The sequence below is a fragment of the Curtobacterium sp. MCBA15_008 genome, from assembly GCF_001865065.1.
Classification (GTDB): Bacteria; Actinomycetota; Actinomycetes; order Actinomycetales; family Microbacteriaceae; genus Curtobacterium.
The window spans coordinates 90,761-112,380 of the sequence record NZ_MJGN01000001.1 but is presented as its reverse complement, the minus strand read 5'-3'; the positions used below and the strand labels follow the sequence as shown (position 1 = coordinate 112,380).

General features: G+C 72.0%; 18 protein-coding genes and 1 tRNA gene. 15 read left to right on the top strand and 4 right to left on the bottom strand.

From position 1 onward, the window contains the following. Positions 1-4 precede the first annotated feature (4 nt). Both BIU96_RS19270 and BIU96_RS00510 read left to right on the top strand, forming a co-directional pair. Positions 5-163: a DUF4177 domain-containing protein gene (locus tag BIU96_RS19270; RefSeq protein WP_017888699.1), complete on the top strand. Its 159-nt coding sequence runs from the start codon at positions 5-7 to the stop codon at positions 161-163. Continuing rightward, positions 160-621: a RidA family protein gene (locus BIU96_RS00510; protein ID WP_071290657.1), complete on the top strand. Its 462-nt coding sequence runs from the start codon at positions 160-162 to the stop codon at positions 619-621. The genes BIU96_RS19270 and BIU96_RS00510 overlap by 4 nt, the downstream gene beginning before the upstream one ends. A gap of 78 nt (positions 622-699) precedes the next feature. Here the strand turns inward: BIU96_RS00510 and acs are convergent, their stop codons facing one another. Then, positions 700-2,655: an acetate--CoA ligase gene (acs, locus tag BIU96_RS00505; RefSeq protein ID WP_071290656.1), complete on the bottom strand. Its 1,956-nt coding sequence runs from the start codon at positions 2,653-2,655 to the stop codon at positions 700-702. Between the two features lie 975 nt (positions 2,656-3,630). Between acs and BIU96_RS00500 the strand changes: the two genes are divergently transcribed. The 9 genes from BIU96_RS00500 (at position 3,631) to BIU96_RS00460 (ending at position 12,600) form a co-directional block, all read left to right on the top strand. After that, positions 3,631-4,629, top strand: a complete 999-nt coding sequence (locus BIU96_RS00500; RefSeq protein WP_083402536.1) for a TadA family conjugal transfer-associated ATPase — start codon at positions 3,631-3,633, stop codon at positions 4,627-4,629. A gap of 185 nt (positions 4,630-4,814) precedes the next feature. Further along, positions 4,815-5,612 (top strand): type II secretion system F family protein, encoded by a 798-nt coding sequence (locus BIU96_RS00495; protein WP_175477417.1) that lies wholly within the window; start codon positions 4,815-4,817, stop codon positions 5,610-5,612. Positions 5,613-5,694: 82 nt separating this feature from the next. Further along, a complete protein-coding gene (locus tag BIU96_RS20160; protein ID WP_071290655.1) occupies positions 5,695-5,928 on the top strand; it encodes a DUF4244 domain-containing protein in 234 nt (77 codons plus the stop codon). Positions 5,929-5,968: 40 nt separating this feature from the next. Next, complete coding sequence (locus BIU96_RS00485) at positions 5,969-6,274, top strand: TadE family type IV pilus minor pilin (RefSeq protein ID WP_071290654.1); 306 nt, start codon at positions 5,969-5,971, stop codon at positions 6,272-6,274. Positions 6,275-6,750: 476 nt separating this feature from the next. Next, the gene (gene topA / locus BIU96_RS00480) at positions 6,751-9,573 is read left to right on the top strand and encodes a type I DNA topoisomerase (RefSeq protein ID WP_071290751.1); all 2,823 of its coding nucleotides are present in this window, start codon (positions 6,751-6,753) and stop codon (positions 9,571-9,573) included. Then, positions 9,570-10,205 carry a dTMP kinase gene (tmk, locus tag BIU96_RS00475; protein ID WP_071290653.1) on the top strand — a complete coding sequence of 212 codons (636 nt, stop codon included), beginning with the start codon at positions 9,570-9,572 and terminating at the stop codon, positions 10,203-10,205. Before topA ends, tmk begins: the two co-directional genes overlap by 4 nt. 25 nt (positions 10,206-10,230) lie before the next feature. Continuing rightward, positions 10,231-11,373: a DNA polymerase III subunit delta' gene (locus BIU96_RS00470; RefSeq protein ID WP_071290652.1), complete on the top strand. Its 1,143-nt coding sequence runs from the start codon at positions 10,231-10,233 to the stop codon at positions 11,371-11,373. Between the two features lie 447 nt (positions 11,374-11,820). Further along, positions 11,821-12,480, top strand: a complete 660-nt coding sequence (locus BIU96_RS20035; protein WP_071290651.1) for a TetR/AcrR family transcriptional regulator — start codon at positions 11,821-11,823, stop codon at positions 12,478-12,480. Between the two features lie 47 nt (positions 12,481-12,527). Continuing rightward, positions 12,528-12,600: transfer RNA gene (locus BIU96_RS00460), tRNA-Thr, on the top strand. 69 nt (positions 12,601-12,669) lie between these two features. Here BIU96_RS00460 and BIU96_RS00455 read toward each other — a convergent pair. Beyond that, positions 12,670-14,340 (bottom strand): HAD family acid phosphatase, encoded by a 1,671-nt coding sequence (locus BIU96_RS00455; protein ID WP_071290650.1) that lies wholly within the window; start codon positions 14,338-14,340, stop codon positions 12,670-12,672. A gap of 190 nt (positions 14,341-14,530) precedes the next feature. Between BIU96_RS00455 and BIU96_RS00450 the strand changes: the two genes are divergently transcribed. The 4 genes from BIU96_RS00450 to BIU96_RS00435 all read left to right on the top strand — a co-directional run bounded on the left by BIU96_RS00450 (position 14,531) and on the right by BIU96_RS00435 (position 19,243). Beyond that, positions 14,531-15,565 carry a Gfo/Idh/MocA family protein gene (locus BIU96_RS00450; protein ID WP_071290649.1) on the top strand — a complete coding sequence of 345 codons (1,035 nt, stop codon included), beginning with the start codon at positions 14,531-14,533 and terminating at the stop codon, positions 15,563-15,565. 11 nt (positions 15,566-15,576) lie between these two features. Continuing rightward, positions 15,577-17,079 carry a D-alanyl-D-alanine carboxypeptidase/D-alanyl-D-alanine-endopeptidase gene (gene dacB, locus BIU96_RS00445; RefSeq protein ID WP_083402533.1) on the top strand — a complete coding sequence of 501 codons (1,503 nt, stop codon included), beginning with the start codon at positions 15,577-15,579 and terminating at the stop codon, positions 17,077-17,079. 23 nt (positions 17,080-17,102) lie between these two features. Beyond that, positions 17,103-17,723, top strand: coding sequence for an isochorismatase family protein (locus tag BIU96_RS00440; protein ID WP_071290648.1), 621 nt, complete (start codon positions 17,103-17,105; stop codon positions 17,721-17,723). Between the two features lie 98 nt (positions 17,724-17,821). After that, the gene (locus tag BIU96_RS00435; RefSeq protein ID WP_071290749.1) at positions 17,822-19,243 is read left to right on the top strand and encodes an NAD-dependent succinate-semialdehyde dehydrogenase; all 1,422 of its coding nucleotides are present in this window, start codon (positions 17,822-17,824) and stop codon (positions 19,241-19,243) included. A gap of 95 nt (positions 19,244-19,338) precedes the next feature. On the opposite strand, the gene BIU96_RS00430 is transcribed toward BIU96_RS00435, so the two are convergent. Next, on the bottom strand, positions 19,339-21,195 hold the full coding sequence (locus BIU96_RS00430; protein ID WP_071290647.1) for an ABC transporter ATP-binding protein: 1,857 nt from the start codon (positions 21,193-21,195) through the stop codon (positions 19,339-19,341). 7 nt (positions 21,196-21,202) lie between these two features. Continuing rightward, entirely contained in the window at positions 21,203-21,418 is a 216-nt protein-coding gene (locus BIU96_RS00425; protein WP_071290646.1) for a hypothetical protein, read from the bottom strand. Positions 21,419-21,620 lie beyond the last annotated feature (202 nt).

The following is a 21,620-nucleotide window of genomic DNA, read 5'->3' as shown; positions in this document are numbered from 1 at the left end:
CCGCATGACTCGCTGGGAGTACTTCACCACGCCCCTGATGATCCACAACACCACCGCCATCCTCAACAACTACGGGGACGAGGGCTGGGAGCTGGTCCAGATCGTCACCGGTCCCGAAGGCGGGCTCGTCGCGTACCTGAAGCGTCCGAAGGCCGACGCATGAGCGTCGCGGAGCGCCTCGCCGAGCTCGGGGTGACCCTGCCGCCGGTCGCCGCGCCGGTGGCGGCCTACGTCCCCGCGGTCGTCAGCGGACGGTACGTCTACACGGCCGGGCAGCTGCCCTTCGTCGACGGCGCGCTGCCGGTCACCGGCAAGGTCGGCCAGTCGGTCGACGCCGAGACCGCCACCGCCGAGGCCCGCACCGCGGCGCTCAACGCGCTCGCCGCCGTGCAGTCGGTCGCCGGCTCGCTCGACCGCGTCGCCCGCGTCGTCAAGGTGACGGTCTTCGTCGCCTCCGACCCGTCGTTCACCGGGCAGCCCGGTGTCGCGAACGGCGCCTCCACCCTCGTCGGCGAGGTCTTCGGCGACGCCGGCGTCCACGCGCGGAGCGCGGTGGGCGTCGCGGTCCTGCCGCTGGACGCGCCGGTCGAGGTCGAGCTGGTGGTGGAGCTCACCGACTGACGGACCGTCAGCTGCACCGCGAACGTGAGCAGGGCCTCCAGTCCGTACCGACTGGAGGCCCTGCTCACGTGAGCGGACTCACATGAGTTCCGCGATGGTCGCCATGATCGTCGGGTCGGCCAGCGTCGTCGTGTCACCGATGCGGCGGCCCTCGGCCGCGTCGCGGAGGAGGCGCCGCATGATCTTGCCGGAACGCGTCTTCGGCAGTTCGGGCACGATGACGACCTGCCGGGGCTTCGCGATCGCACCGATGCGCTTGCCCACCCAGTTCCGGAGCTCCGTGGCGGCCGCGTCGCGGTCGACGTCCGCGGCAGCCTCGGCGGTCAGGATGACGTAGGCCACGACCGCCTGCCCGGTCGTCTCGTCGGCGGCACCGACGACGGCGGCCTCGGCCACGCCCTCGTGCCCGACCAGCGCCGACTCGATCTCGGCCGTCGAGAGACGGTGGCCGGAGACGTTCATCACGTCGTCGACACGGCCCTGGATCCAGATGTCGCCCTGACCGTCGAGCCGTGCGCCGTCGCCCGCGAAGTAGCGGCCGGGGAAGCGCGACCAGTACGTCTCGACGAACCGGTCCGGGTCGTTCCAGATGCCGCGTGCCATCGACGGCCAGGGCTCCGTGATCGTCAGGTAGCCGCTCTCGCCGGGGTCGGCGCGCTTGCCGTCGTCGTCGACGATCTCGGCGACGATGCCGGGCAGTGGCGTCTGCGCGGCGCCGGGCTTGAGCTTCGTGACGCCGGGCAGGGCGGAGATCATGATCGCGCCGGTCTCGGTCTGCCACCACGTGTCGACGATGGGCGTGCGGTCGTGGCCGATCACCTGGCGGTACCAGTTCCACGCCTCGGGGTTGATCGGCTCGCCGACGCTGCCGAGCAGGCGGAGGGTCTCGAGGCTGCGCGCCTCCGGGATCTCGCGGCCGGCCTTCATCGCCGCGCGCACCGCGGTCGGCGCCGTGTAGAGGACCGTCACGCCGTAGGCGTCGACGAGGTCCCACCAGCGACCGGGCTTCGGCTCGTCCGGGGTGCCCTCGTAGAGCACCTGTGTGACGCCGTTCGCGAGCGGACCGTAGACCACGTAGGAGTGCCCCGTGATCCAGCCGATGTCGGCGGTGCACCAGTAGACGTCCTTCTCCGGGTGCATGTCGAAGACGTTCCTGTGCGTGTACGCGGCCTGGGTCAGGTACCCGCCGGAGGTGTGCACGATGCCCTTCGGCTTCCCGGTCGTGCCCGAGGTGTAGAGGATGAAGAGCGGGTTCTCGGCCGGGAACGCCTCGGCAGTGTGGTCGGGCGCCGCCTTCGCGAGCTCGTCGTGCCACCAGCGGTCGCGGTCGTTCCAGGCGATCTCGTTGCCGCCGCGCTTGACGACCAGGACGTGCTCGACGCTGTCGGTGCCCTCGCCCTCGAGCGCCTCGTCCACCGCGGGCTTGAGCGCTGAGACCGCGCCGCGGCGCCAGCCGCCGTCCGCCGTGACCACGAGCTTCGCGCCGGCGTCCTCGATGCGGGCGCGGAGGCTCTCGGCGCTGAACCCGCCGAAGACGACGGAGTGCACGGCGCCGATGCGGGCGACGGCGAGCATCGTCACGACGGCCTCGGGGATGAGCGGGAGGTAGACGACCACGCGGTCGCCGTGCCCGACGCCGAGGTCGGTGAGCATGTTCGCGGCGCGCTGCACCTCGGCGGTGAGCTCGGCGTAGGTGATCCGACGGGTGTCGCCGGGCGCGCCCTCGAAGTGGATCGCGACCCGGTCGCCGTTGCCCGCGCGGACGTGGCGGTCGAGGCAGTTCTCGGCGACGTTGAGCGTGCCGTCCGCGAACCACTTCGCGAACGGTGCGCCGGACCAGTCCAGGGTCTGCGTGAACGGCGTGCGCCAGTCCAGGAGGGTGCGGGACTGCTCGGCCCAGAACGCCTCGCGGTCGGCGGCGGCGGCTTCGTGCAGGTCCTCGTGCGCGACCGCGTCGGCGACGAACTCCTGGGGTGGCGGGAAGGTCGCGGCATCGTCGTCGTGACGGGGATCGGTCTGGGTCGGAGTGGACATCGATGTCCTTTCGCGTCGTTGCGGCGGGTGGTGCGGTGGTGCGGGTGGTGCTGTGGTGCGGGTGGTTTGTTGCTGCGGTGGTGCAGTCGGGAGACTACCCCTCGGCCGGAGGCCGGCGTGGCCCGTGCGGCGGTGGTGTCGCGGGGTCGGCTGCGGGTCGCACCCCGCCACGGACATCGCGCCCCGAGGTGCGGGGGTGCGACGTCCACACGGGGGTGCGGGCTCGGCTGCGGGTCGGGTGCGGGTGCGGGTGCGGGTGCGGGGGTCGCGGGGTCGGCTGCGGGTCGCACCCCGCCACGGACATCGCGCCCCGAGGTGCGGGGGTGCGACGTCCACACGGGGGTGCGACCCGGCAAGCGTCCAGCCCGGTGCCGGCAGGCGTCCAGCCCGGTGCCGGCGGTCGTGATGCCGATGGTCCGCCCGGCATCGCGCATCGTCGATCGCCAGTACTCCGCATCGTCGATGGCCCGCATCGCGCTCAGCGGGCGCCCGGCGCGCCCGGAAGTCGGGTCGGGGGTTGCCCGGTGGGGCAGTTCATGGGGTACAGTAGTACCCGCCGGACTCGTTTCCGGCGGCAACGGTTCGGATTCCCCCCAATCCACCGATGTCCAGGCGGCACCTGTTCCCCCCAACCGGTGCCGCCTCTTCTGTTTTCCGGGACGCGTACCACTCTGACGGGCGTCTCCCGCGTCGGACGAACGCCCTCGATCCGCATGGGCAAGCCAAAGCGTGGACAGACCTGTCCATGCTCTTGCATAGACCTCGTCCTCGTACCTCGCCCCTGCTGTTGTCTTCGGCAACCCGATGGTGACGCCCCTCGCGGTGCCGGGAGCGTGCTGGACCCGCTGGCACCGAGTGGGGTACGGCAATGTGGTTCGGGGTACAAATCTGTCCGCTGCTGTGGGTCCGCGTCGCTTCTGCACCGAGCTGACCACTGTGACCGTCGGGGCACCGTCCGCACCTACCTTCTGAGGCATGCACCGACACCGTGCCGCCACACCGTTCCTGCCCGGCGCGTCTCGACCCGCGCGACGGCGGGAACTCGCCGCGGCGGACTTCGAAGAACTCGCGGCGCTCGTCGGTGACGCCACCGTCACGGACGTGCTCGTCCTCGGCGGGCAGGGCACCTGGGTCGACCGAGGGCGTGGGCTCGAACGCGTGGCGCCCGACCTCCCGGAACGCCGTGTGCGCGACCTCGCGACGGAACTCGTCGCGCGGGGTGGTCGACACGTCGACGAGACCACGCCCTGCGCCGACGTCCGGCACGGCGACGGGATCCGCGTCCACGTCGTGCTCGCTCCCGTCTCGGTCAGCGGGACCGCAGTGTCGATCCGGCTGCCCCGCCCGGAGCTGCCGACCCTCGCAGCGCTCGAACGGCTCGGTGCGTTCTCGCGGGTGCCGCGGTCGGTCGTCGAGCGGGTCATCGACGAGCGTCGGAACGTCCTCGTCACGGGGGCCACGGGCAGCGGCAAGACCACGATGCTCGCGGCGATGCTCGGCGCCGTCCCCCGGACCGAACGGATCGTCACGGTCGAGGACCTGGCAGAACTCCGGATCGACCACCCGCACGTCGTCTCGCTCGAGGCCCGTCAGGCGAACGCCGAGGGGGCGGGAGCACTGGGGCTCGATCGCCTCGTCCGCGAGGCCCTGCGGATGCGTCCGGACCGGATCGTCGTGGGGGAGTGCCGGGGCGCAGAGGTCCGCGAGCTGCTCTCCGCGCTCAACACCGGCCACGACGGCGGCGCCGGCACCGTGCACGCGAACGGCCTCACCGACGTCGCGGCGCGACTCGAAGCGCTCGGTGCGCTCGCCGGACTCGGCCCCGAGGCGCTCGCCCGACAGGCGGTCAGCGCCTTCCACTCGGTCCTGCACGTGGAGCGGCGCGGTGGGCGACGACGGCTGAGCGGTGTGGGGACGTTCCGCGTCGGCTCGGACGGGAGGCTCGAGGTCCGCCCGGTGGACCGGCTGCGGTGAGACGGCGAGCGGCTCCAGAGCCCTCGGCGACTTCCCGGGGTGCGGCGCGCGGGCGCGCGGCTCGCCCGGGCGGCGGGGAGCGTCGGTCCGGGGCAGGCCGATCCAGGACGGGCTGGTCCGGGACAGGTCGTTCCGGTGCGCAGGGGGCGGAGGGTGCCGCGGCGACCGCTCGGACACTGGACCGCGTGGCGACCCTGGTCGGAGCCGGTGTGCCGCCGCCGCGCGCCTGGGACCTGGTCGGCGGGCTGCCGAGGGACGACGAGCCCGCGTGGCAGGACGTCACCGCCGTGCTCCGCGTCGCCGCGCACACCGGGGCGCCGGCCGCGGTGGCGCTCCGTGCGCTCGCCGGAGCGCTCCGCCGGACGGCTGCCTCGGACCGGGCGGTGCGGGTGGCGCTCGCCGGACCGCGCGCGAGTGCCCGGGTCGTGCTGGCGCTCCCGGCCCTCGGGCTCGCGCTCGGCTCGACCTGGGGAGCGGGCGCCGTCGAGGTCCTCTTCGCCACGCCCGTCGGGTGGACGTGCTGCGTCGTGGCCGCCGTCCTGGTCGGTCTCGGCCGGACGTGGACGGCACGGCTGGTCCGCGCGGCCACCCCGGACGGGCACGTGCCCGGTGTGCTGCTCGACGCCTGGGCGGTCGCGGTGTCCGGCGGTGGGTCGTGGGTGTCGAGCGGCGCGGCCGTCCAGGCGGCGTTCGACGGGGTCGGGGTGTCCGGGGCACCCCGGGTCGGCGACGCCGAGGGCGAACGCCTGCAGGAGGTCCTGCAGCTCGCCCGACGTGCCGGAGTCCCCGCCGCCACCCTGCTGCGAGCCGCCGCAGAGGACGTCCGTGACGATGCCGCCGCCGCGGGCCTCGCCGCCGCGGAACGCCTGGCGGTCCGGCTCGTGCTGCCGCTCGGGATCTGCGTGCTGCCGGCCTTCGTCCTCGTGGGGGTCGTGCCCGTGGTGGTAGGAGTCCTCTCCTCCACCGTCGTGGACGTCGGCTGAACCGTCCACAGATCGCAGCGACCGGCCCGATCGGACACTGCCGGACGCGAGGCTGGGTGCACCCCTTCAGGAAGGACGGACCATGACCGACACACCGACCACCACTACACCCACTCCGCGCCGCTCGCGCACCGGCACCGCCCGCGGTGCCGGACTCCGGCGACGACTCGGCGACGACCGCGGTTCGGCCACGGCGGAGTACGCCGTGGTGATCCTCGCCGCGGTCGCCTTCGCCGGCGTGCTCGTCGCGGTGATGCGCTCCGGCGAGGTGCAGGACATCCTCACCGAACTCGTCCGCGGTGCGCTCTCCCTCTGACCGGCGTGGTCACGGCGCGGCGGCCGGGGAGCGCGGCACCGTGAGCGTCGAGTTCGCGGTCGTGCTCCCCGTCGTCGCCCTGGTGCTGACGTCGCTGGTCGCGGCCGTCATCGTCGTGGACGGGGTGGGCCGTCTGCAGCTGGCCGCTTCGACGGCGGCACGGGCGATCGGCCGCGGGGACGACGGTGGCGGTCGTGCCGCCGCCGAACGGATCGCGCCGGGGGCGTCGGTCACCGTGCGGCGCGGGGGAGACGTCGTGTGCGTCGAGGCATCGCGCGGCGCGGCCGGACCGTTCGCAGCCGTGCCGTTGCGCGCGACGGCGTGCGCTGCCGAGGGCGGTCGGTGACCGTGCGGGACCGGACGGCCCCGGACCGGACGGCCTCGGAGCGCGGGTCGGCCACGCTGCTCGTCACGGCTGCGGTCGCCGTCGCGCTGCTGGTCGTGTCCGCCGCGCTCGCGGCCGCCGGTGTGCGTGTCGGGACAGTCCGGGCGCAGGCCGCTGCGGACGCCGCCGCGCTCGCCACCGCGTCCGCACTCGTCGGCCTCGTACCGGGCGATCCCTGCCGGGTCGCCGAGGCCGTCGCCCGCGCCAACGGCGCCGTCGTCGAGGCTTGTTCGACCGCCGCTGCGAGCGCCCGGGTCGGGGTCGTGGTCGACGGCGGACCGTTCGCCGTGGGCGCAGTCGCGGTCGCCGGTCCGGCGGACGACCAGCCCGAACACTATGTGTATGGTGTGCCTGTCGGCCCCCGGTCACCGGTGCCCCGGTCGACCCGGACGCGTTCGTCGTCCAGGGCCGACGCGCACCATCGATCAAGGAGACACGTGCCAGGCACGAAGAAGCTCGTCATCGTCGAGAGCCCCGCGAAGGCGAAGACGATCGCGCAATACCTCGGGGACGGATACGAGGTCCAGGCGTCCGTCGGACACATCCGGGACCTCGTCGAGCCCAAGAACCTGCCCGCGGAGCTCAAGAAGGGCTCCCTCGGCAAGTTCTCGGTCGACGTCGACAACGGGTTCGAGCCCTACTACGTCGTCTCCGACGCGAAGAAGAAGACGGTCTCCGAGCTCAAGCGAGCACTGAAGGACGCCGACGAGCTCTACCTCGCAACTGATGAGGACCGCGAGGGCGAGGCCATCGCGTGGCACCTCCTCCAGGTGCTGAAGCCCAAGGTGCCGGTGAAGCGCATGGTCTTCCACGAGATCACGAAGGAGGCCATCCAGCGTGCGCAGGAGGCCACCCGTGAACTCGACACCGCCCTCGTCGACGCGCAGGAGACCCGCCGCATCCTCGACCGTCTCTACGGGTACGAGGTCTCGCCGGTCCTCTGGCGGAAGATCGGCCCCGGCCTGTCTGCCGGTCGCGTGCAGTCCGCTGCGACCCGCCTCGTGGTCGACCGCGAGCGCGAGCGCCTGGCGTTCGTGTCCGCCAACTACTGGGACCTCAGCGCGCGCTTCGAGAAGGAGGGCGACACCGCCTTCACCGCTCGACTCGCACGCATCCACGGCACCCGTGTCGCCTCCGGCCGTGACTTCGACGACCGCGGTGCGCTGAAGGGCGACATCGTCCGCCTCGACGAGGGCGCGGCGGCAGCACTGACCGCCGTGCTCGAGCGCGCTGGCGACGCGACCGTCCGCAGCGTCGACTCGAAGCCGTACACCCGTCGCCCGGCCGCACCGTTCACGACGTCGACCCTCCAGCAGGAGGCAGCTCGCAAGCTGCGCTTCTCCGCGCGCCAGACGATGAGCGTCGCGCAGTCGCTCTACGAGAACGGGCACATCACCTACATGCGTACCGACTCGTCCTCGCTCTCGCAGCAGGCGGTCACCGCGGCACGCAAGCAGGCCGCATCCCTGTACGGCGCCGAGACGATCCCGGACAAGCCCCGCAGCTACGTCGGCAAGAGCAAGAACGCGCAAGAGGCGCACGAGGCCATCCGTCCCGCCGGCGACACGTTCCGCACGCCGTCCGAGATGGAGGGCGTGCTCCGCGGCAACGACTGGCGCCTCTACGACCTGATCTGGAAGCGCACCGTCGCGTCGCAGATGGCAGACGCGAAGGGCTCGACGGCCTCCGTCGTGCTCGGCGTCACGTCGACCGAGTCGGTGGAGGGGATCCCGTCGACGGTGTCCGGCACCGACGTGGAGTTCACCGCGTCCGGCACCGTGATCACCTTCCGCGGCTTCCTGAACGCGTACGAGGAAGGCCGCGACGAGGACCGCCACGGCGCCTCGGGAGGCGACAGCGGCGGCGACGACGCGAAGCTCCCGCAGATGGCGGAGGGCGACCACCTCGGTGTCACCGACGTCGAGGCGAAGGGCCACGACACGTCGGCTCCGCCGCGCTACACCGAGGCCAGCCTGGTCAAGACGCTGGAAGAGCTCGGGATCGGGCGTCCGTCGACCTACGCCGCGATCATCTCGACGATCATGGACCGTGGGTACGTGACGCAGCGCGGGAGTGCCCTCGTGCCGAACTGGATCGCGTTCAGCGTGGTCCGGCTGCTGGAAGACCACTTCGGCGACCTGGTGCAGTACGACTTCACCGCGGGCATGGAAGAGGACCTCGACCGCATCGCCAGCGGCGACGAGGACCGGGTCGACTGGCTCAAGGAGTTCTACTTCGGCGGCGGCGACCAGCGCGGCCTCCGGACGGTCATCGACAACCTCGGCGAGATCGACGCGCGCGAGATCAACTCGGTCGAGCTCGCGCCCGGCCTGACCCTGCGCATCGGTCGTTACGGCCCCTACATCGAGGTCCCGAGCGACGACCCCGAGAAGCCCCGGCGCGTCAACGTGCCCGAGGACCTCGCACCCGACGAGCTCACCGCCGAGAAGGCCCGCGAGCTCGTGGACGCCCCGGTGCTCGGCGACCGCGTCGTCGGCATCAACCCGGAGTCCGGCAAGGAAGTCCTCGCGAAGGACGGTCGCTTCGGCCCGTACGTGACCGAGCGCACCCCCGAGCCGGGGCCCGCTGTGGACCCGACCACCGGCGAGGTACTCGACGCGACCACGGCGGCAGCGACCACGGCTGGCGCGACCGCGGCTGCGCCGGCCGAAGCCGGCGCGACGGCGACCGCGACGAAGACCGCCGCCAAGAAGGCCCCTGCGAAGAAGACGACGAAGAAGGCCGCGGCGCCGAAGGAGCGCACCGCGTCGCTCTTCAAGTCGATGGACCCGCAGACCGTCGACCTCGAGACGGCGCTGAAGCTGCTCGCGCTGCCGCGCACCGTGGGCAACGACCCTGAGTCCGGCGACGAGATCACCGCGCAGAACGGTCGCTACGGCCCGTACCTCAAGAAGGGCACCGACACCCGGACCCTGCCGAGCGAGGACGCCATCTTCGACGTCGACCTGCCCGGGGCGCTCGAGCTCTTCGCGCAGCCGAAGTACGGCGGACGCCGTGCCGCCAGCGCCGCGCTCAAGGAGTTCGACGCCGACCCGGTGTCCGGCAAGCCGATCAAGATGAAGGACGGCCGCTTCGGTCCGTACGTCACCGACGGCGAGACGAACGCGACCATCCCGCGCGGCGAGGACGTCGAGGCGGTGGACCACGCCCGCGCGGTCCAGCTCATCGCGGACAAGCGCGCCAAGGGCCCGGTGAAGAAGAAGGCTCCGGCCCGCAAGCCGGCTGCCAAGAAGAAGTGACCGGCCGCTTCATCACGCTCGAGGGCGGCGACGGTGCGGGGAAGACCACGCAGGCCGAGCTCCTGACCGCCTGGCTCGAGGAGCACGGCCGCACCGTGGTCCGCACCCGCGAGCCCGGTGGCACCGAGCTGGGCGTCCGGATCCGCGAGATCGTCCTGCACGAACGCGGGCACATCGCACCGCGTGCGGAAGCGTTGCTCTACGCGGCCGACCGGGCACACCACGTCGAGACGCTGGTTCGACCCGCGATCGCCCGCGGAGACGTCGTGCTGCAGGACCGCTACATCGACTCGTCGGTGGCGTACCAGGGTGTTGCTCGGGGCCTCGGCGCCGAGCACGTCCGGTCGGTCTCGGAGTGGGCGTCCGACGGACTCGTCCCCGACTGCACGATCCTGCTCGACCTCGACGTGACCGTGGGCCGCGCTCGCGTCGCCGCGGCCCGGGGGGACACCTTCGACCGGCTCGAGTCCGAGGCCGCCGCGTTCCACGAGACCGTCCGGTACGCCTTCCTCGACATGGCGGCCGCAGAGCCCGAGCGGTTCCTCGTCGTCGACGCCGAGGCGCCGGCGGCCGAGGTCCAGCGCGCCATCCGTGCCGGGGTCGGCCCGCTCGTCGGCATCGACGCGACATGACGGTGGTGGCTGACAGGATGACGTCGTGAGCGTGTGGGACGGCCTGACCGGGCAAGAGGAAGCGGTGGCGTCGCTCCGGCATGCCGCCGAGTCCCCGGACGGCACGGGTGGCATGACCCACTCCTGGCTGATCACCGGCCCGCCTGGCTCCGGTCGGTCGAACGTCGCGTCGGCGTTCGCGGCGGCGCTCGTCGGCAGCGGACCGGACGACGACCACACCCTGCGGCAGATCACCGCGAAGACCCACCCGGACGTGTCCGTCCTCACGACGCAGCGGGTCATCATCACCATCGACGAGATCCGGCAGCTCGTGACCTCGTCGCACTACTCGCCCTCGGTGGGTCGCTACCGCGTGGTCATCATCGAGGACGCCGACCGCATGACCGAGCGCACCTCGAACCTGCTGCTCAAGGCGCTTGAGGAACCGCCGGAGCGCACGGTGTGGATCCTCTGCGCCCCGAGTGAGGCGGACCTGCTGCCGACGATCCGGTCCCGCGTCCGTTCGGTGCGCCTGCGGGTGCCCGGCATCGAGTCCGTCGCCGACCTGCTGGTCGCGCGCACCGGGGTCGACCGGGTCCTCGCGATGGACGCAGCGCGGCAGGCGCAGAGCCACATCGGCATGGCCCAGCGCCTCGCCACCAGCCCGGACGCCCGCGACCGCCGGCGCCGGACCCTGACCACCGTGCTCGGTGTGCGCACCGTCGGCGACGCCGTCATGGCCGCCGCCGACCTCCTCGCCGTTGCCGACGAGGACGCCAAGGCCATCACGGAGCAGCGCGACTCCGAGGAGCGCGACGCGGCGTTGCGCTCGCTCGGTGTCGAGCCGGGCGGCACGGTCCCGCCGGCGCTCCGATCGCAGCTCCGCGGCCTCGAGGAAGACCAGAAGCGTCGGGCGACCCGGAGCCTCCGGGACGGCCTCGACCGCATCCTCGTCGACGTCTCCTCGCTGTACCGCGACCTGTTGCTCCTCGGGCTCGGTGCACCGGCCGAACCGGTGAACCTCGCGATGCGGGAGCACCTCGACCACGCGCTGCAGTCGGTGACGCCGGCGGCCGCGCTCGAGGTCCTCGACGCGATCGCGCTCGCACGGCAGCGCATCGCGGCGAACGTGGCGGCGCTCCTGGCACTCGAGGCCCTGCTCGTCACGGTCGCCCGCGCCAGCCGCTGACCGCCGGCCGCGCCGCACTGACCTGGCTGCGCCGGCCGCGCCGCACTGACCCGGCTGCGCCGGCCAGACCACACCCGCCCGGCTGCGCCGGCCAAGCCGCACCCGCCCGACCCGACCGCCCGGGCCGCACCTGCCCGGCTGCCCCAGCCCGGCCGCACCCGCCCGGCCGCACCGCTCGGGCCGCACCTGCCGGACCAACCGTCCGGGCCGCACCGACGTCCTGACCGCCACCACGTCCTGACCGAGCGTGCGCCCCGGAGCCGAGCCGCGCCTCCAGGCCCGGCCGTCCGCCAGCCGGAACGCCAGCCGCAGCGCCAGCCGGAACGCCGGCCGCAACGCCAGCCGGAACGTCAGTCGGAACGCCAGCCGCAACGCATGCCGCAACACCAGCCGCAACGCCAGCCAGAACGCCCGCCGAGACGCTGCCCAGCATGGGACAATCGCGACATGTCCGACGCAGAACCCGGCCTGCGCGAGCGGAAACGCCGCGCCACCCGACTCGCGATCCAGCAGGCCGCGCTCCGCATCGCGATCGAGGACGGCCTGCAGGCGGTGACGGTCGACGAGATCTCACGCCGCGCCGACGTCTCCCCGCGCACGTTCTTCAACTACTTCCCGAACAAGGAAGGCGCGATCCTCGGCGAGGACCCGACCCTGCCCGACGACCAGGCCCGTGCGGCGTTCGTGGCCGGTGGGCCCCGGGGCGACCTCCTGGCGGACCTGGGCACGCTGCTCGTCCACTCGACCCGCGAGCTCATCGAGGAACGCGGGCTCATCGAGGAACGGCAGCAGGTGCTCCGCGCGGCGCCGGAGCTGTTCAGCCGTCGGATGGAGTCGATGAAGGAGTTCCAGGCCGAGGTCGAACGAGCCGTGGTGGAACGTCTGGCCGGACCTGAGGCCGAACCGGTGATCGGGCCGGACCCGGTGCTCGGGGCCGACCCGACCACGTTGCGTCGCCGGGCGCGGCTCGCGTCCCTCGTCGCCCTCGCGACCCTGCGGCACGCGTGGTGGGAGTGGTCGGACGGCGACAGCGACACGCATCTGGTCGACGAGCTCGAGCGGTCCTTCGCCGACCTCGACGCGCTCGTTTCGCGTTCTCTCGTCTGAACCTGTATAGTCGTGACCCGTGCCGCTCCGGTCTGACCGGGGCGTCCGCCGCCTTAGCTCAGTCGGTAGAGCGATTCACTCGTAATGAATAGGTCGTCGGTTCGATTCCGACAGGCGGCTCCGCGAACGGCCCCGATCCCCACCAGAGTGGGGATCGGGGCCGTTTCCCGTTGTGCCGGGGCTGGCCGCTCAGGGCAGGTAGTACGTCGGGTTCGGCAGCTTGATGCTGCGGTCCGCCGAGCCACCGAGCAGGTCGCTGAACTGGTCACCGACGTTCGCGACGATGTCGTAGCGTCCACCCGAGCGGGACTCGATGTGCGCGCGGGTCTGCGACTTGTACTCGACGGTGGTGCACTTCGCCGTGGCGCAGGTGATGTACGACGGCTGCTGGGAGGCGCCGACCCCGGTCCACTTCGTGTAGTACGTCTGGGTGCCGTGCTTCGTGGCGGTGAACTGCGGGTACCCGACCTTGACGAGGTTCGCGATCGTGGCGGTCTTCTGGTCGTCGTTGCGTCCGGTGAGCCCGATGACGGTGCAGCCGGAGCGCTGGGCGATCGACACGAGCGAGGTCATCGACGGGGTGGCGGGGAAGCGCTGGTCCTGCACCCATTCGTCCTGGCGGGCGGGGTCGAAGACGAAGTGCATGTCGGCGACCTCCATGTCGTAGGTCCACAGCGTGGTGTCGTCGGCGTCGAGGACGATCGCCGGGTTGCGGTGGAGCTTCCGTCCGACGGCGCACTGGGCCGCGATGACGGGCGCCTGGCGGGACACGATCGCGCGCATCTCGCGGATGTAGGGCGAGTCCGTTCGGTTCGCGAGTCCGGTGCCGGGGTCGCCGTAGTACGTGGCGATGGTGGACTTCACGGAGTCGATGTTCGGGATGCCTTCACCGCTCTGGGTCGCGCCGGAGGAGCCGTCCGCCGCCATGGTGAACTGCGTCCGCGGGGACAGCCGGGGCTCGGAGACGCCGGGCAGGTCGGCGGAGGGCAGGTAGTAGGTGGGGTTCGGCAGCTTCAGGGACCGGTCGGCGTACCCGCCCTGCAGGTCGCTCCACTGGTCGCCGATGTTGAGCGTGATGTCGTAGCCGAGGTCCTGCTCGATGTGCTTCCGGGTCAGTGCCTTGTACTCGACCGTGGTGCACTTCGCGGTGGCGCAGGTGATGTACGACGGCTGCTGGGACGCACCGACCCCGGTCCACTTCGTGAAGAAGCGGTCCTGCGTGAAGGCGGTGTACCCGACCTTCGTCAGGTTCTGCACGGTCGCGGCCTTCTGGTCGTCGTTCCGACCGGTGAGCCCGAAGACGGTGAAGCCCATCGCCTGTGCGCGGTTGACGAAGCCGACCATCGACGGGGTGGCGGGGAAGCGTTCGTCCTGCACCCACTCGTCCTGGCGGGCGGGGTCGAAGACGAAGTGCATGTCCGCGACCTCCATGTCGTACGTCCACAGCGTGGTGTCGTCGGCGTCGAGCACGATCGCCGGCTTCTCACCGTGGCGGACGGCCTGGTCGTGGATGCGCTGCAGGCCGGCGGACTGCCGCGCGACGATCGAGCGCATCTCGCGGATGTACGGCGAGTCCGTGCGGTTCGCGAGACCGGTGCCGGGGTCGCCGTAGTACGTGGCGATGGTCTTCTTCACGGAGTCGATGTTCGGGATGCCCTCGCCACCCTGCGTCGCACCCGAGGAGCCGTCGGCCGCCATCGTGAAGTGCGTCCGCGGCGTCAGACGGGCATCGGCGGAGTGTCCGGGGGAGTGACCCGGTGCGCCCCATCCGTGTGCGTTCGCCGGGCTCACGCCGACGAGGGTGGAGGTGAGGACGATCGCCGCGCTCGTGGCGACGACGGACAGGACGGATCGGCGCATGGAGACCTGATCGCTTTCTGCTGGGCGGATCTCGGGGAAGGGCCCCGGGCCGGAGCCCGGCCCGGGGGAAGCGGCACCCCTGTTCGGGGGACCTGGCAGCACGCTAGCTGGCAATCGTCCGTGGAGTCCATACCAAAGTGCTGCAGAAGGACAACGGCATGGCGGCCCACCCCGCTGGTAGACAGGGACCATGACGGTTCGCTGGGGAGTCATCGGCACGGGCGGCATCGCACGCTCCTTCGTGGGGGACTGCGTCCCCGCGGGGGTGGAGTTCGTCGCGGTCGGCAGCCGCACGGCGGACCGGGCGCAGGCGTTCGCCGACGAGTTCGGCATCCCGCGGGCGCACGGCTCGTACGAGGAACTCGTCGCCGACCCGGAGGTCGACGCGGTCTACGTCGCCACCCCGCACTCCCGTCACGCCGAGGACGCCCTGCTCGCGATCGAGGCCGGCAAGCACGTCCTCGTCGAGAAGGCGTTCACGATCACCGCCGACGAGGCACGCCGCGTGGTCGACGCGGCCCGACGCGCGGACGTCGCCGTGATGGAAGCGATGTGGACCCGCTTCCTCCCGCAGATGTCGATGATCCGCGAGCTCGTCGCCGAGGGCCGGATCGGCCGCGTCCGGGTGGTCGAGGCCACCCACCACCAGGCGCTGCCCTCCGATCCGCACCACCGGCTCAACGACCCGGAGCTCGGCGGCGGCGCGATCCTCGACCTCGGCGTCTACCCGATCTCGTTCGCGGTCGACGTGCTCGGGGTGCCGACGTCGGTCGTCGCCGCCGGGACGCTGAGCGAGCAGGGCGTCGACACCCAGATGGGCCTCGTCCTCACGCACCCGGGCGGGACGCAGTCGATGATCCACTTCGGGCTCGACCTCCGCAGCCCGAACACCGCGTCGGTGATCGGCGAGGACGGTCGCATCGACCTCGACGCGACCTGGTACACGCCGACGACGTGGCGGATCCGCGACCGTGACGGCGTCGTGGTCGAGGAGTACGACGGCCGCGAGGAACTGACCGGCTACGCGCACGAGGCCCGTGCGTTCGAGTCGATGGTGACGTCCGGCACCCACGAGGGCGGTCCGATGGACCCGGAGGAGACCATCGCGATCATGGCCCTGATGGACGAGGCACGTCGCCAGGTGGGCGTCCGGTACGCCGCCGACGACCGTCCCGTCACGACGGATCCGGTCGACGGCCTGGAGGCTCCTCCCGCAGTTCCGTAGGATCGATCGCGATGTCCGACCACCAGCCTCCGTCGCGCTCCGTCGCGGACCGCCTCCGCCACGCGCTCACCGCCGCCCGCAGCTCCGCCGCCCGCCGTCCGGTGCCGTGGATCGCCGGGGGCCTGGCGACCGTCCTCGTGCTCGGTTCGGGCGGCGCCGTCGCGGTGGCCGCTGCCACGATGCCCGCGCCCCGGTCCTCGGCGTCCGCCGTCGCCGAGCAGGAGACACGGACCCCGACCCCGACCGCCTCGCCGACCACCACGAAGCCGTCGAGCACCCCGACACCGACGGGCCGCACGGTCCCCGAGAAGACCACCGGGCCCTCCGCCCTCCGCACCTGCACGATCTCGGGTGCCGCCTCGGCGAGCGGCCTCGGCGCGTTCGAGGGCTACGTCATGAACGCGAAGACCGGCCAGGTGCTGTTCTCGCGCAACGGCGACAAGGCAGCACAGACCGGCAGCGTCATGAAGACCCTGACGACGGCGACCGCGCTGGCCGTCGTCGGCGGCGGGTACCGGATCCCGACCACCGTCACGAAGGAGTCCGGTGGCGCGATCGCGCTCGTCGGCCACGGGGACGCGACCCTGTCGGCGGGCGGGGCCACGGTCTACCCGGGCGCACCGACGCTCGGCCAGCTCGCCCAGCAGGTGAAGGCGAAGCTCGGCAACGCCCCGGTCACCACGATCGTCACGGACGACACGTACTGGAACGACGGCGACGCGTGGGACCCGACCTGGCCCGTCAGCGAGCGGACGATCGGGTACCAGCCGAACGTCACCGCGCTGATGGTCGACGGTGACCGGGCGAACCCCGGTGCCGCCACCTCGCCGCGCTCCACCGACCCGGTCGGTCGTGCGGGCACCCTCTTCCGCACCGCGCTGGCGAACGCCGGGGTGGCCGGGGCGGCGAACGCGCAGATCGTCAAGCGCGCCACGACGAGCTCGGACACCATCGCGACGGTGTCGTCGCAGCCGGTCTCGACGCTCATCGGCCAGATGATCCCGAACTCCGACAACACCCTCGCCGAGATGCTCGCACGGGTGTCGTCGAAGCAGTCCGGCTCGGACGGGTCCGCAGCATCGCTGACGTCGGTCTACCAGAAGGCCCTCGGCTCGTACGGGGTCGACCCGGCCGGCATCGTCATCAAGGACGGTTCGGGTGAGAGCGCGGCGAACGCGGTGTCCCCGAACTTCGTCGCCCACCTGATGGTGCAGGTCGCCGCGGGGGCGAAGGGCCTCGGCACGCTCGCGAACGCGCTGCCCGTGTCCGGGCAGTCCGGCACGCTCGCCAGCCGGTTCACCGGTGCGAACGCCGTCGCGCGCGGCAAGGTGCACGCGAAGACCGGCTGGATCGACAGCGCGAACACGCTCGGCGGGTACATCGACGCCGCGGACGGCTCCCGGCTGACCTTCGCGTTCTACGCGATCGGGTCCTCGCGTGCCGCTGCGCTGCCGGCACTCGACCGGGTCACCGCGGCCACCTACTCGTGCGGGAGCAAGCTCACCGGGTCCTGATCCGCGGGGTGTTGGATGGCTCCATGGCCAGGGCACTCCTCATCGTCGACGTCCAGAACGACTTCACCGAGGGCGGTCCCCTCGGTGTCACCGGGGGAGCGGCGGTCGCTCGTCGCATCTCCGCGTTCCTCGGCCGGCACGCCGACGAGTACGACCTCATCGTCGCCTCGCGCGACTGGCACCACGGCGACGACGACAACGGCGGCCACTTCGCCGGCACGGCGGCGCCGGACTTCGTGACGACGTGGCCGGTGCACTGCGTCGCAGGGACCCCTGGGGCCGACTACCACCCCGACCTCGACACCGCGCCGATCGACGTCCACGTGTTCAAGGGGCAGGGGACGCCGGACTACTCGGCCTTCCAGGGCCGGACCGAGGGCGGCGTGCCGCTGCCCGACGTCCTCGTCGAGCACCACGTCACGTCCGTCGACGTCGTGGGCATCGCCACCGACCACTGCGTCCGGGCCTCGGCGCTCGACGCGCTCACCGCCGGGTACGCCGTCGAGGTCATCGACGACCTGGTCGCCGGTGTGGACCCGGAGCGCAGCGAGCGAGCCCTCGACGAGATCCGGACGGCCGGCGGCCACATCGGCACGAGCGACATGGACGAGGGGCTCGCGAACCCCGGAGGAGCAGTACTGTGACCGACACCCGAACGACCGACACCACCACGACCACCGGACCCACCACCACTGTCGCGGACGACAACGTCTCCGTCGCCGGGGTCCCGACGGGGCTCTTCATCGGCGGCAGCTGGCGGGCGGCCTCCGGCGGCCGGACGTTCCCGGTGCGGGACCCCTCCACGGGAGCGGTCCTCGCCGAGGTCGCCGACGCCACCCCCGAGGACGGCATCGCGGCCCTCGACGCCGCGGTCGCCGCGCAGGACGACTGGGCGGCGACCCCGCCCCGGCAGCGGTCCGACCTGCTGCGCCGGGCGTTCGACCTGGTGCGCGAGCACGCCGACGACCTCGCCGCGCTCATGACGCTCGAGATGGGCAAGCCGCTCGCCGAGGCCCGCGGCGAGGTGACGTACGGCGGCGAGTTCCTCCGGTGGTTCTCCGAAGAGGCCGTGCGGATCCACGGGGACTACCGCACCAACCCGGAGGGTACCGGCCGCGCCATCGTCCTGAAGCGCCCCGCCGGCCCGGTCTACGCGATCACGCCGTGGAACTTCCCGCTGGCGATGGCGACGCGGAAGATCGGCCCGGCGCTGGCCGCCGGGTGCACCGTCGTCGTGAAGCCGGCCGAACTCACCCCGCTGACGACCCTGTTCCTGGTCGAGCTGTTCCGTCGCGCCGGGCTGCCCGACGGCGTCCTCAACGTGGTGCCGTCACTCGATGCGAAGGGCCTGTCCGAGCCGATCATCGCCGACCGACGGCTGCGGAAGCTGACCTTCACGGGATCGACGCCGGTCGGGTCGGCGCTCCTCAAGCAGGCGGCTGACAACGTCCTCAAGACGAGCATGGAGCTCGGCGGCAACGCCCCGCTCCTGGTGTTCGACGACGCCGACCTCGACACGGCGGTCACGAACGCGATGCTGGCGAAGTTCCGGAACGTGGGCGAGGCCTGCACCGCCGCGAACCGGTTCTTCGTGCAGGAGGGTATCGCGGACGCCTTCACGGCGGCGCTCACCGCGAAGGTCGAAGAGCTCCGGATCGGCCGCGGCAGCGAGGACGGCACCACGATGGGACCGCTCATCGACGACCGCGCGGTGGACAAGGCCGCACGGCTGGTCGACGACGCCGTCACCCGTGGTGCCCGGCTCGTCACCGGTGGGCAGCGCGTGGACCGGCCCGGCACGTACTACGCGCCGACGGTGCTCGACGACGTGCAGCCCGGATCGGAGATCCTCACGACCGAGATCTTCGGGCCGGTCGTCTCGATCACGCGGTTCACGACGGAGGAAGAGGGCATCCGCCTGGCGAACGACACCGAGTTCGGACTCATCGCGTACGCGTACACGACGGACTTCGCCCGTGGCCAGCGGTTGGCGGAACGCCTCGAGACGGGGATGCTCGGCCTCAACACCGGGGTCGTCTCGAACGCGGCGTTCCCCTTCGGTGGCGTGAAGTCCTCCGGGCTCGGCCGTGAGGGGTCGCACGAGGGCATCGAGGAGTACCTCGAGACGGTCTACGTGCTGACGCCGGACCCCTTCGCCGCCTGACCCCTTCCCCCTCGCAAAACGCAACGTCGGCGGATCTTCGCAGCGAGATACCGCTGCGAGGAACCGCCGACGTTGCGTTTTGCGGAACGGGCGCGTCAGACGAGGAGCTGGTGCTTCGCCAGGTCGCGGTAGAGCGGCGTCGACTCGACGAGCTCTGAGTGCGTCCCGACCCCGACGACCCGCCCGTGCTCGAGCACGACGATGACGTCCGAGTCCACCACGGTGGAGAGCCGGTGCGCGATGACGAGCAGGGTGCGGTCCTCGGCGACGGCGTCGATCGCGAGCCGCATCTTCTGCTCGTTCACCCCGTCGAGCGACGACGTCGACTCGTCGAGCAGCAGGATCGGCGGCGCGGCGAGCAGTGCACGGGCGATCGCCAGACGCTGGCGCTCACCACCCGACAGCATGACGCCGTCCTCGCCGACCTGTGCGTCCAACCCCCGGGGATCGCGGTGCAGGACCTCGCCGAGGTTCACCGCCTCGAGCACGCGGGTGCAGTCGTCCTCCGTCGCGTTCGGCGACCCGAGCAGCAGGTTCGCGCGGATCGTGCCGGCCAGCACCGGGGCGTCCTGTTCGACGTAGCCGATCTGGGCGCGGAGCTCGGCGCGGTCGAGGCCGCGGACGTCGACGCCACCCAGCCGGATCACCCCGTCGGTCGGGTCGTAGAACCGCTCGATGAGCGCGAGGGTCGTCGACTTGCCGGCACCGGACGGCCCCACCAGGGCGACCCGCGAACCGCGCGGCACCCGGAAGGACACGTCGTGCAGCACCGCCTGCTCGTCGTCGGCGGTGTCGGGGAAGCGAGTCGTGCCTCCAGGCCCGCCCGTCGACCCGGCGGACGCGACCGCGCCGTCGGGACCGGAGGCATCCGCGGAGCCGCGGTAGTGGAACGAGACGTGCTCGAAGGTGATGGCGTCGTCGGTCTCGACGGCGGCGGCGACGCGGACCGCGCCGTCGTCCTGGGCCTCGGTCGGCAGGTGCAGGATCTCCTCGATGCGCCCGAGGGCGCCGAGAGCCTGGGCGACGGCGACGACCGCACCCATGGCCTGGCCGAGCGGCATGATCATCATGAACAGCAGCAGGATGAACGTGATGAGGGTCGCGATCGTGATGGTGCCGGCGGCGACCTGCGCGCCGCCGACGCCGAGCACGGCGATGAACGCCACCTGCATGACGATGCTCGCGACCGGCACGACGAACGCCGACATCTTCGCGATGTCGAGGCCGCGCCTGTAGGCCTCGGTCGCGTGCGAGTCGACCTCGTGCACCTCGCGCTCGGTGGCGCCGGCCGCGCGGATCGTCCGGACGGCACCGATGCCGCGCTCGACCGCGGCGGTCAGGTCGCCCACCTTCTCCTGCGCCTTCTTCGACGCGATGCGGATGCGTCGGCTCAGGCCGCCGACGACGACGATGGCGACGAGCACGATGACGACGGTGATGCCGAGCAGGAGCGGGTCGATGATCGCCATCGCGATGACCGCGCCGATGAAGGTGAGCGCGCCGCCGATGGACTCGATGAGCCCCTGCGTGAGCACCGCACGGAGCAGCGTGGTGTCGCTGCCGACCCGGGACACCAGGTCGCCGGTGCGACGCGTGTCGAACTCGGAGATCGGCAGGTTGAGGATGCGGGCGATGAGCTTGCGGCGCGTGGAGAGGACCACACCCTCACCCGCGCGCTGGAGCAGGAAGTGCTGGACACCGTTGAGGACCCCGGAGACGAGCACGAGGGCGACGAGGGCCCACACGAGCATGCTCAGCGTGTTGCCGTGCTGCACCGCGGTGACCACCTGGTTCACCAGGAGCGGCTGGGCGAGGGACGCACCCGCGCCGAGGATGCTCAGCACGATGATGACGACCATCGCGGGCTTGTTCTCGAACAGGTAGCCCAGTAGTCGGCCGAAGCTGGCGCGGGGGCCGTCGGTCTTCTTGGGTCGTGCGAAGGGGGAGCTCATCGTGGTCCTAGTTTCTGCCGTACTTCTTGTGCACTGCCTGTCGGCTGACGCCGAGGAGCGTCGCGATCTCCTGCCACGAGGCGCCGGCGTTCCGGGCGCGGCGGGCAGCGAGTTCCTCGGTCCGTTCGAGCTCACGTCGGAGCTCGCGCACGCTGGCGAGGGCGGAGAACGGGTCGTCTCCGGAGGCCCCCGCGGCGAGGCTCGTGATGGTCGGTCGGTCCATGGCTGTCAACCTACATTGACGCTCCGACATCTGTCAACCTGAGTTGACGGACAGGGTGGGCGGGGCCGATCCGCGCGTGGGATGTCGAATCGAGCGTAGGAGGTCGGATCTTCTGGCCCCCTACGCGCGAAACGGCAACCCAGGTCGAGTGCGATGGGCAGGAACGTGCGGTGGGTGACGCATGACGGACGGGAGGCACGGT

Excerpts from the sequence above, each read along its gene's own strand:
- acs (WP_071290656.1), bottom strand. The coding sequence starts at position 2,655 with ATGTCCACTCCGACCCAGACCGATCCCCGTCACGACGACGATGCCGCG.
- BIU96_RS00430 (WP_071290647.1), bottom strand. The coding sequence starts at position 21,195 with ATGAGCTCCCCCTTCGCACGACCCAAGAAGACCGACGGCCCCCGCGCC.
- BIU96_RS00455 (WP_071290650.1), bottom strand. The coding sequence starts at position 14,340 with ATGCGCCGATCCGTCCTGTCCGTCGTCGCCACGAGCGCGGCGATCGTC.
- BIU96_RS20035 (WP_071290651.1), top strand. The coding sequence starts at position 11,821 with ATGTCCGACGCAGAACCCGGCCTGCGCGAGCGGAAACGCCGCGCCACC.
- BIU96_RS00500 (WP_083402536.1), top strand. The coding sequence starts at position 3,631 with ATGCACCGACACCGTGCCGCCACACCGTTCCTGCCCGGCGCGTCTCGA.
- BIU96_RS20160 (WP_071290655.1), top strand. The coding sequence starts at position 5,695 with ATGACCGACACACCGACCACCACTACACCCACTCCGCGCCGCTCGCGC.
- BIU96_RS00510 (WP_071290657.1), top strand. The coding sequence starts at position 160 with ATGAGCGTCGCGGAGCGCCTCGCCGAGCTCGGGGTGACCCTGCCGCCG.
- dacB (WP_083402533.1), top strand. The coding sequence starts at position 15,577 with ATGTCCGACCACCAGCCTCCGTCGCGCTCCGTCGCGGACCGCCTCCGC.
- BIU96_RS00450 (WP_071290649.1), top strand. The coding sequence starts at position 14,531 with ATGACGGTTCGCTGGGGAGTCATCGGCACGGGCGGCATCGCACGCTCC.
- BIU96_RS00425 (WP_071290646.1), bottom strand. The coding sequence starts at position 21,418 with ATGGACCGACCGACCATCACGAGCCTCGCCGCGGGGGCCTCCGGAGAC.
- BIU96_RS00440 (WP_071290648.1), top strand. The coding sequence starts at position 17,103 with ATGGCCAGGGCACTCCTCATCGTCGACGTCCAGAACGACTTCACCGAG.
- BIU96_RS19270 (WP_017888699.1), top strand. The coding sequence starts at position 5 with ATGACTCGCTGGGAGTACTTCACCACGCCCCTGATGATCCACAACACC.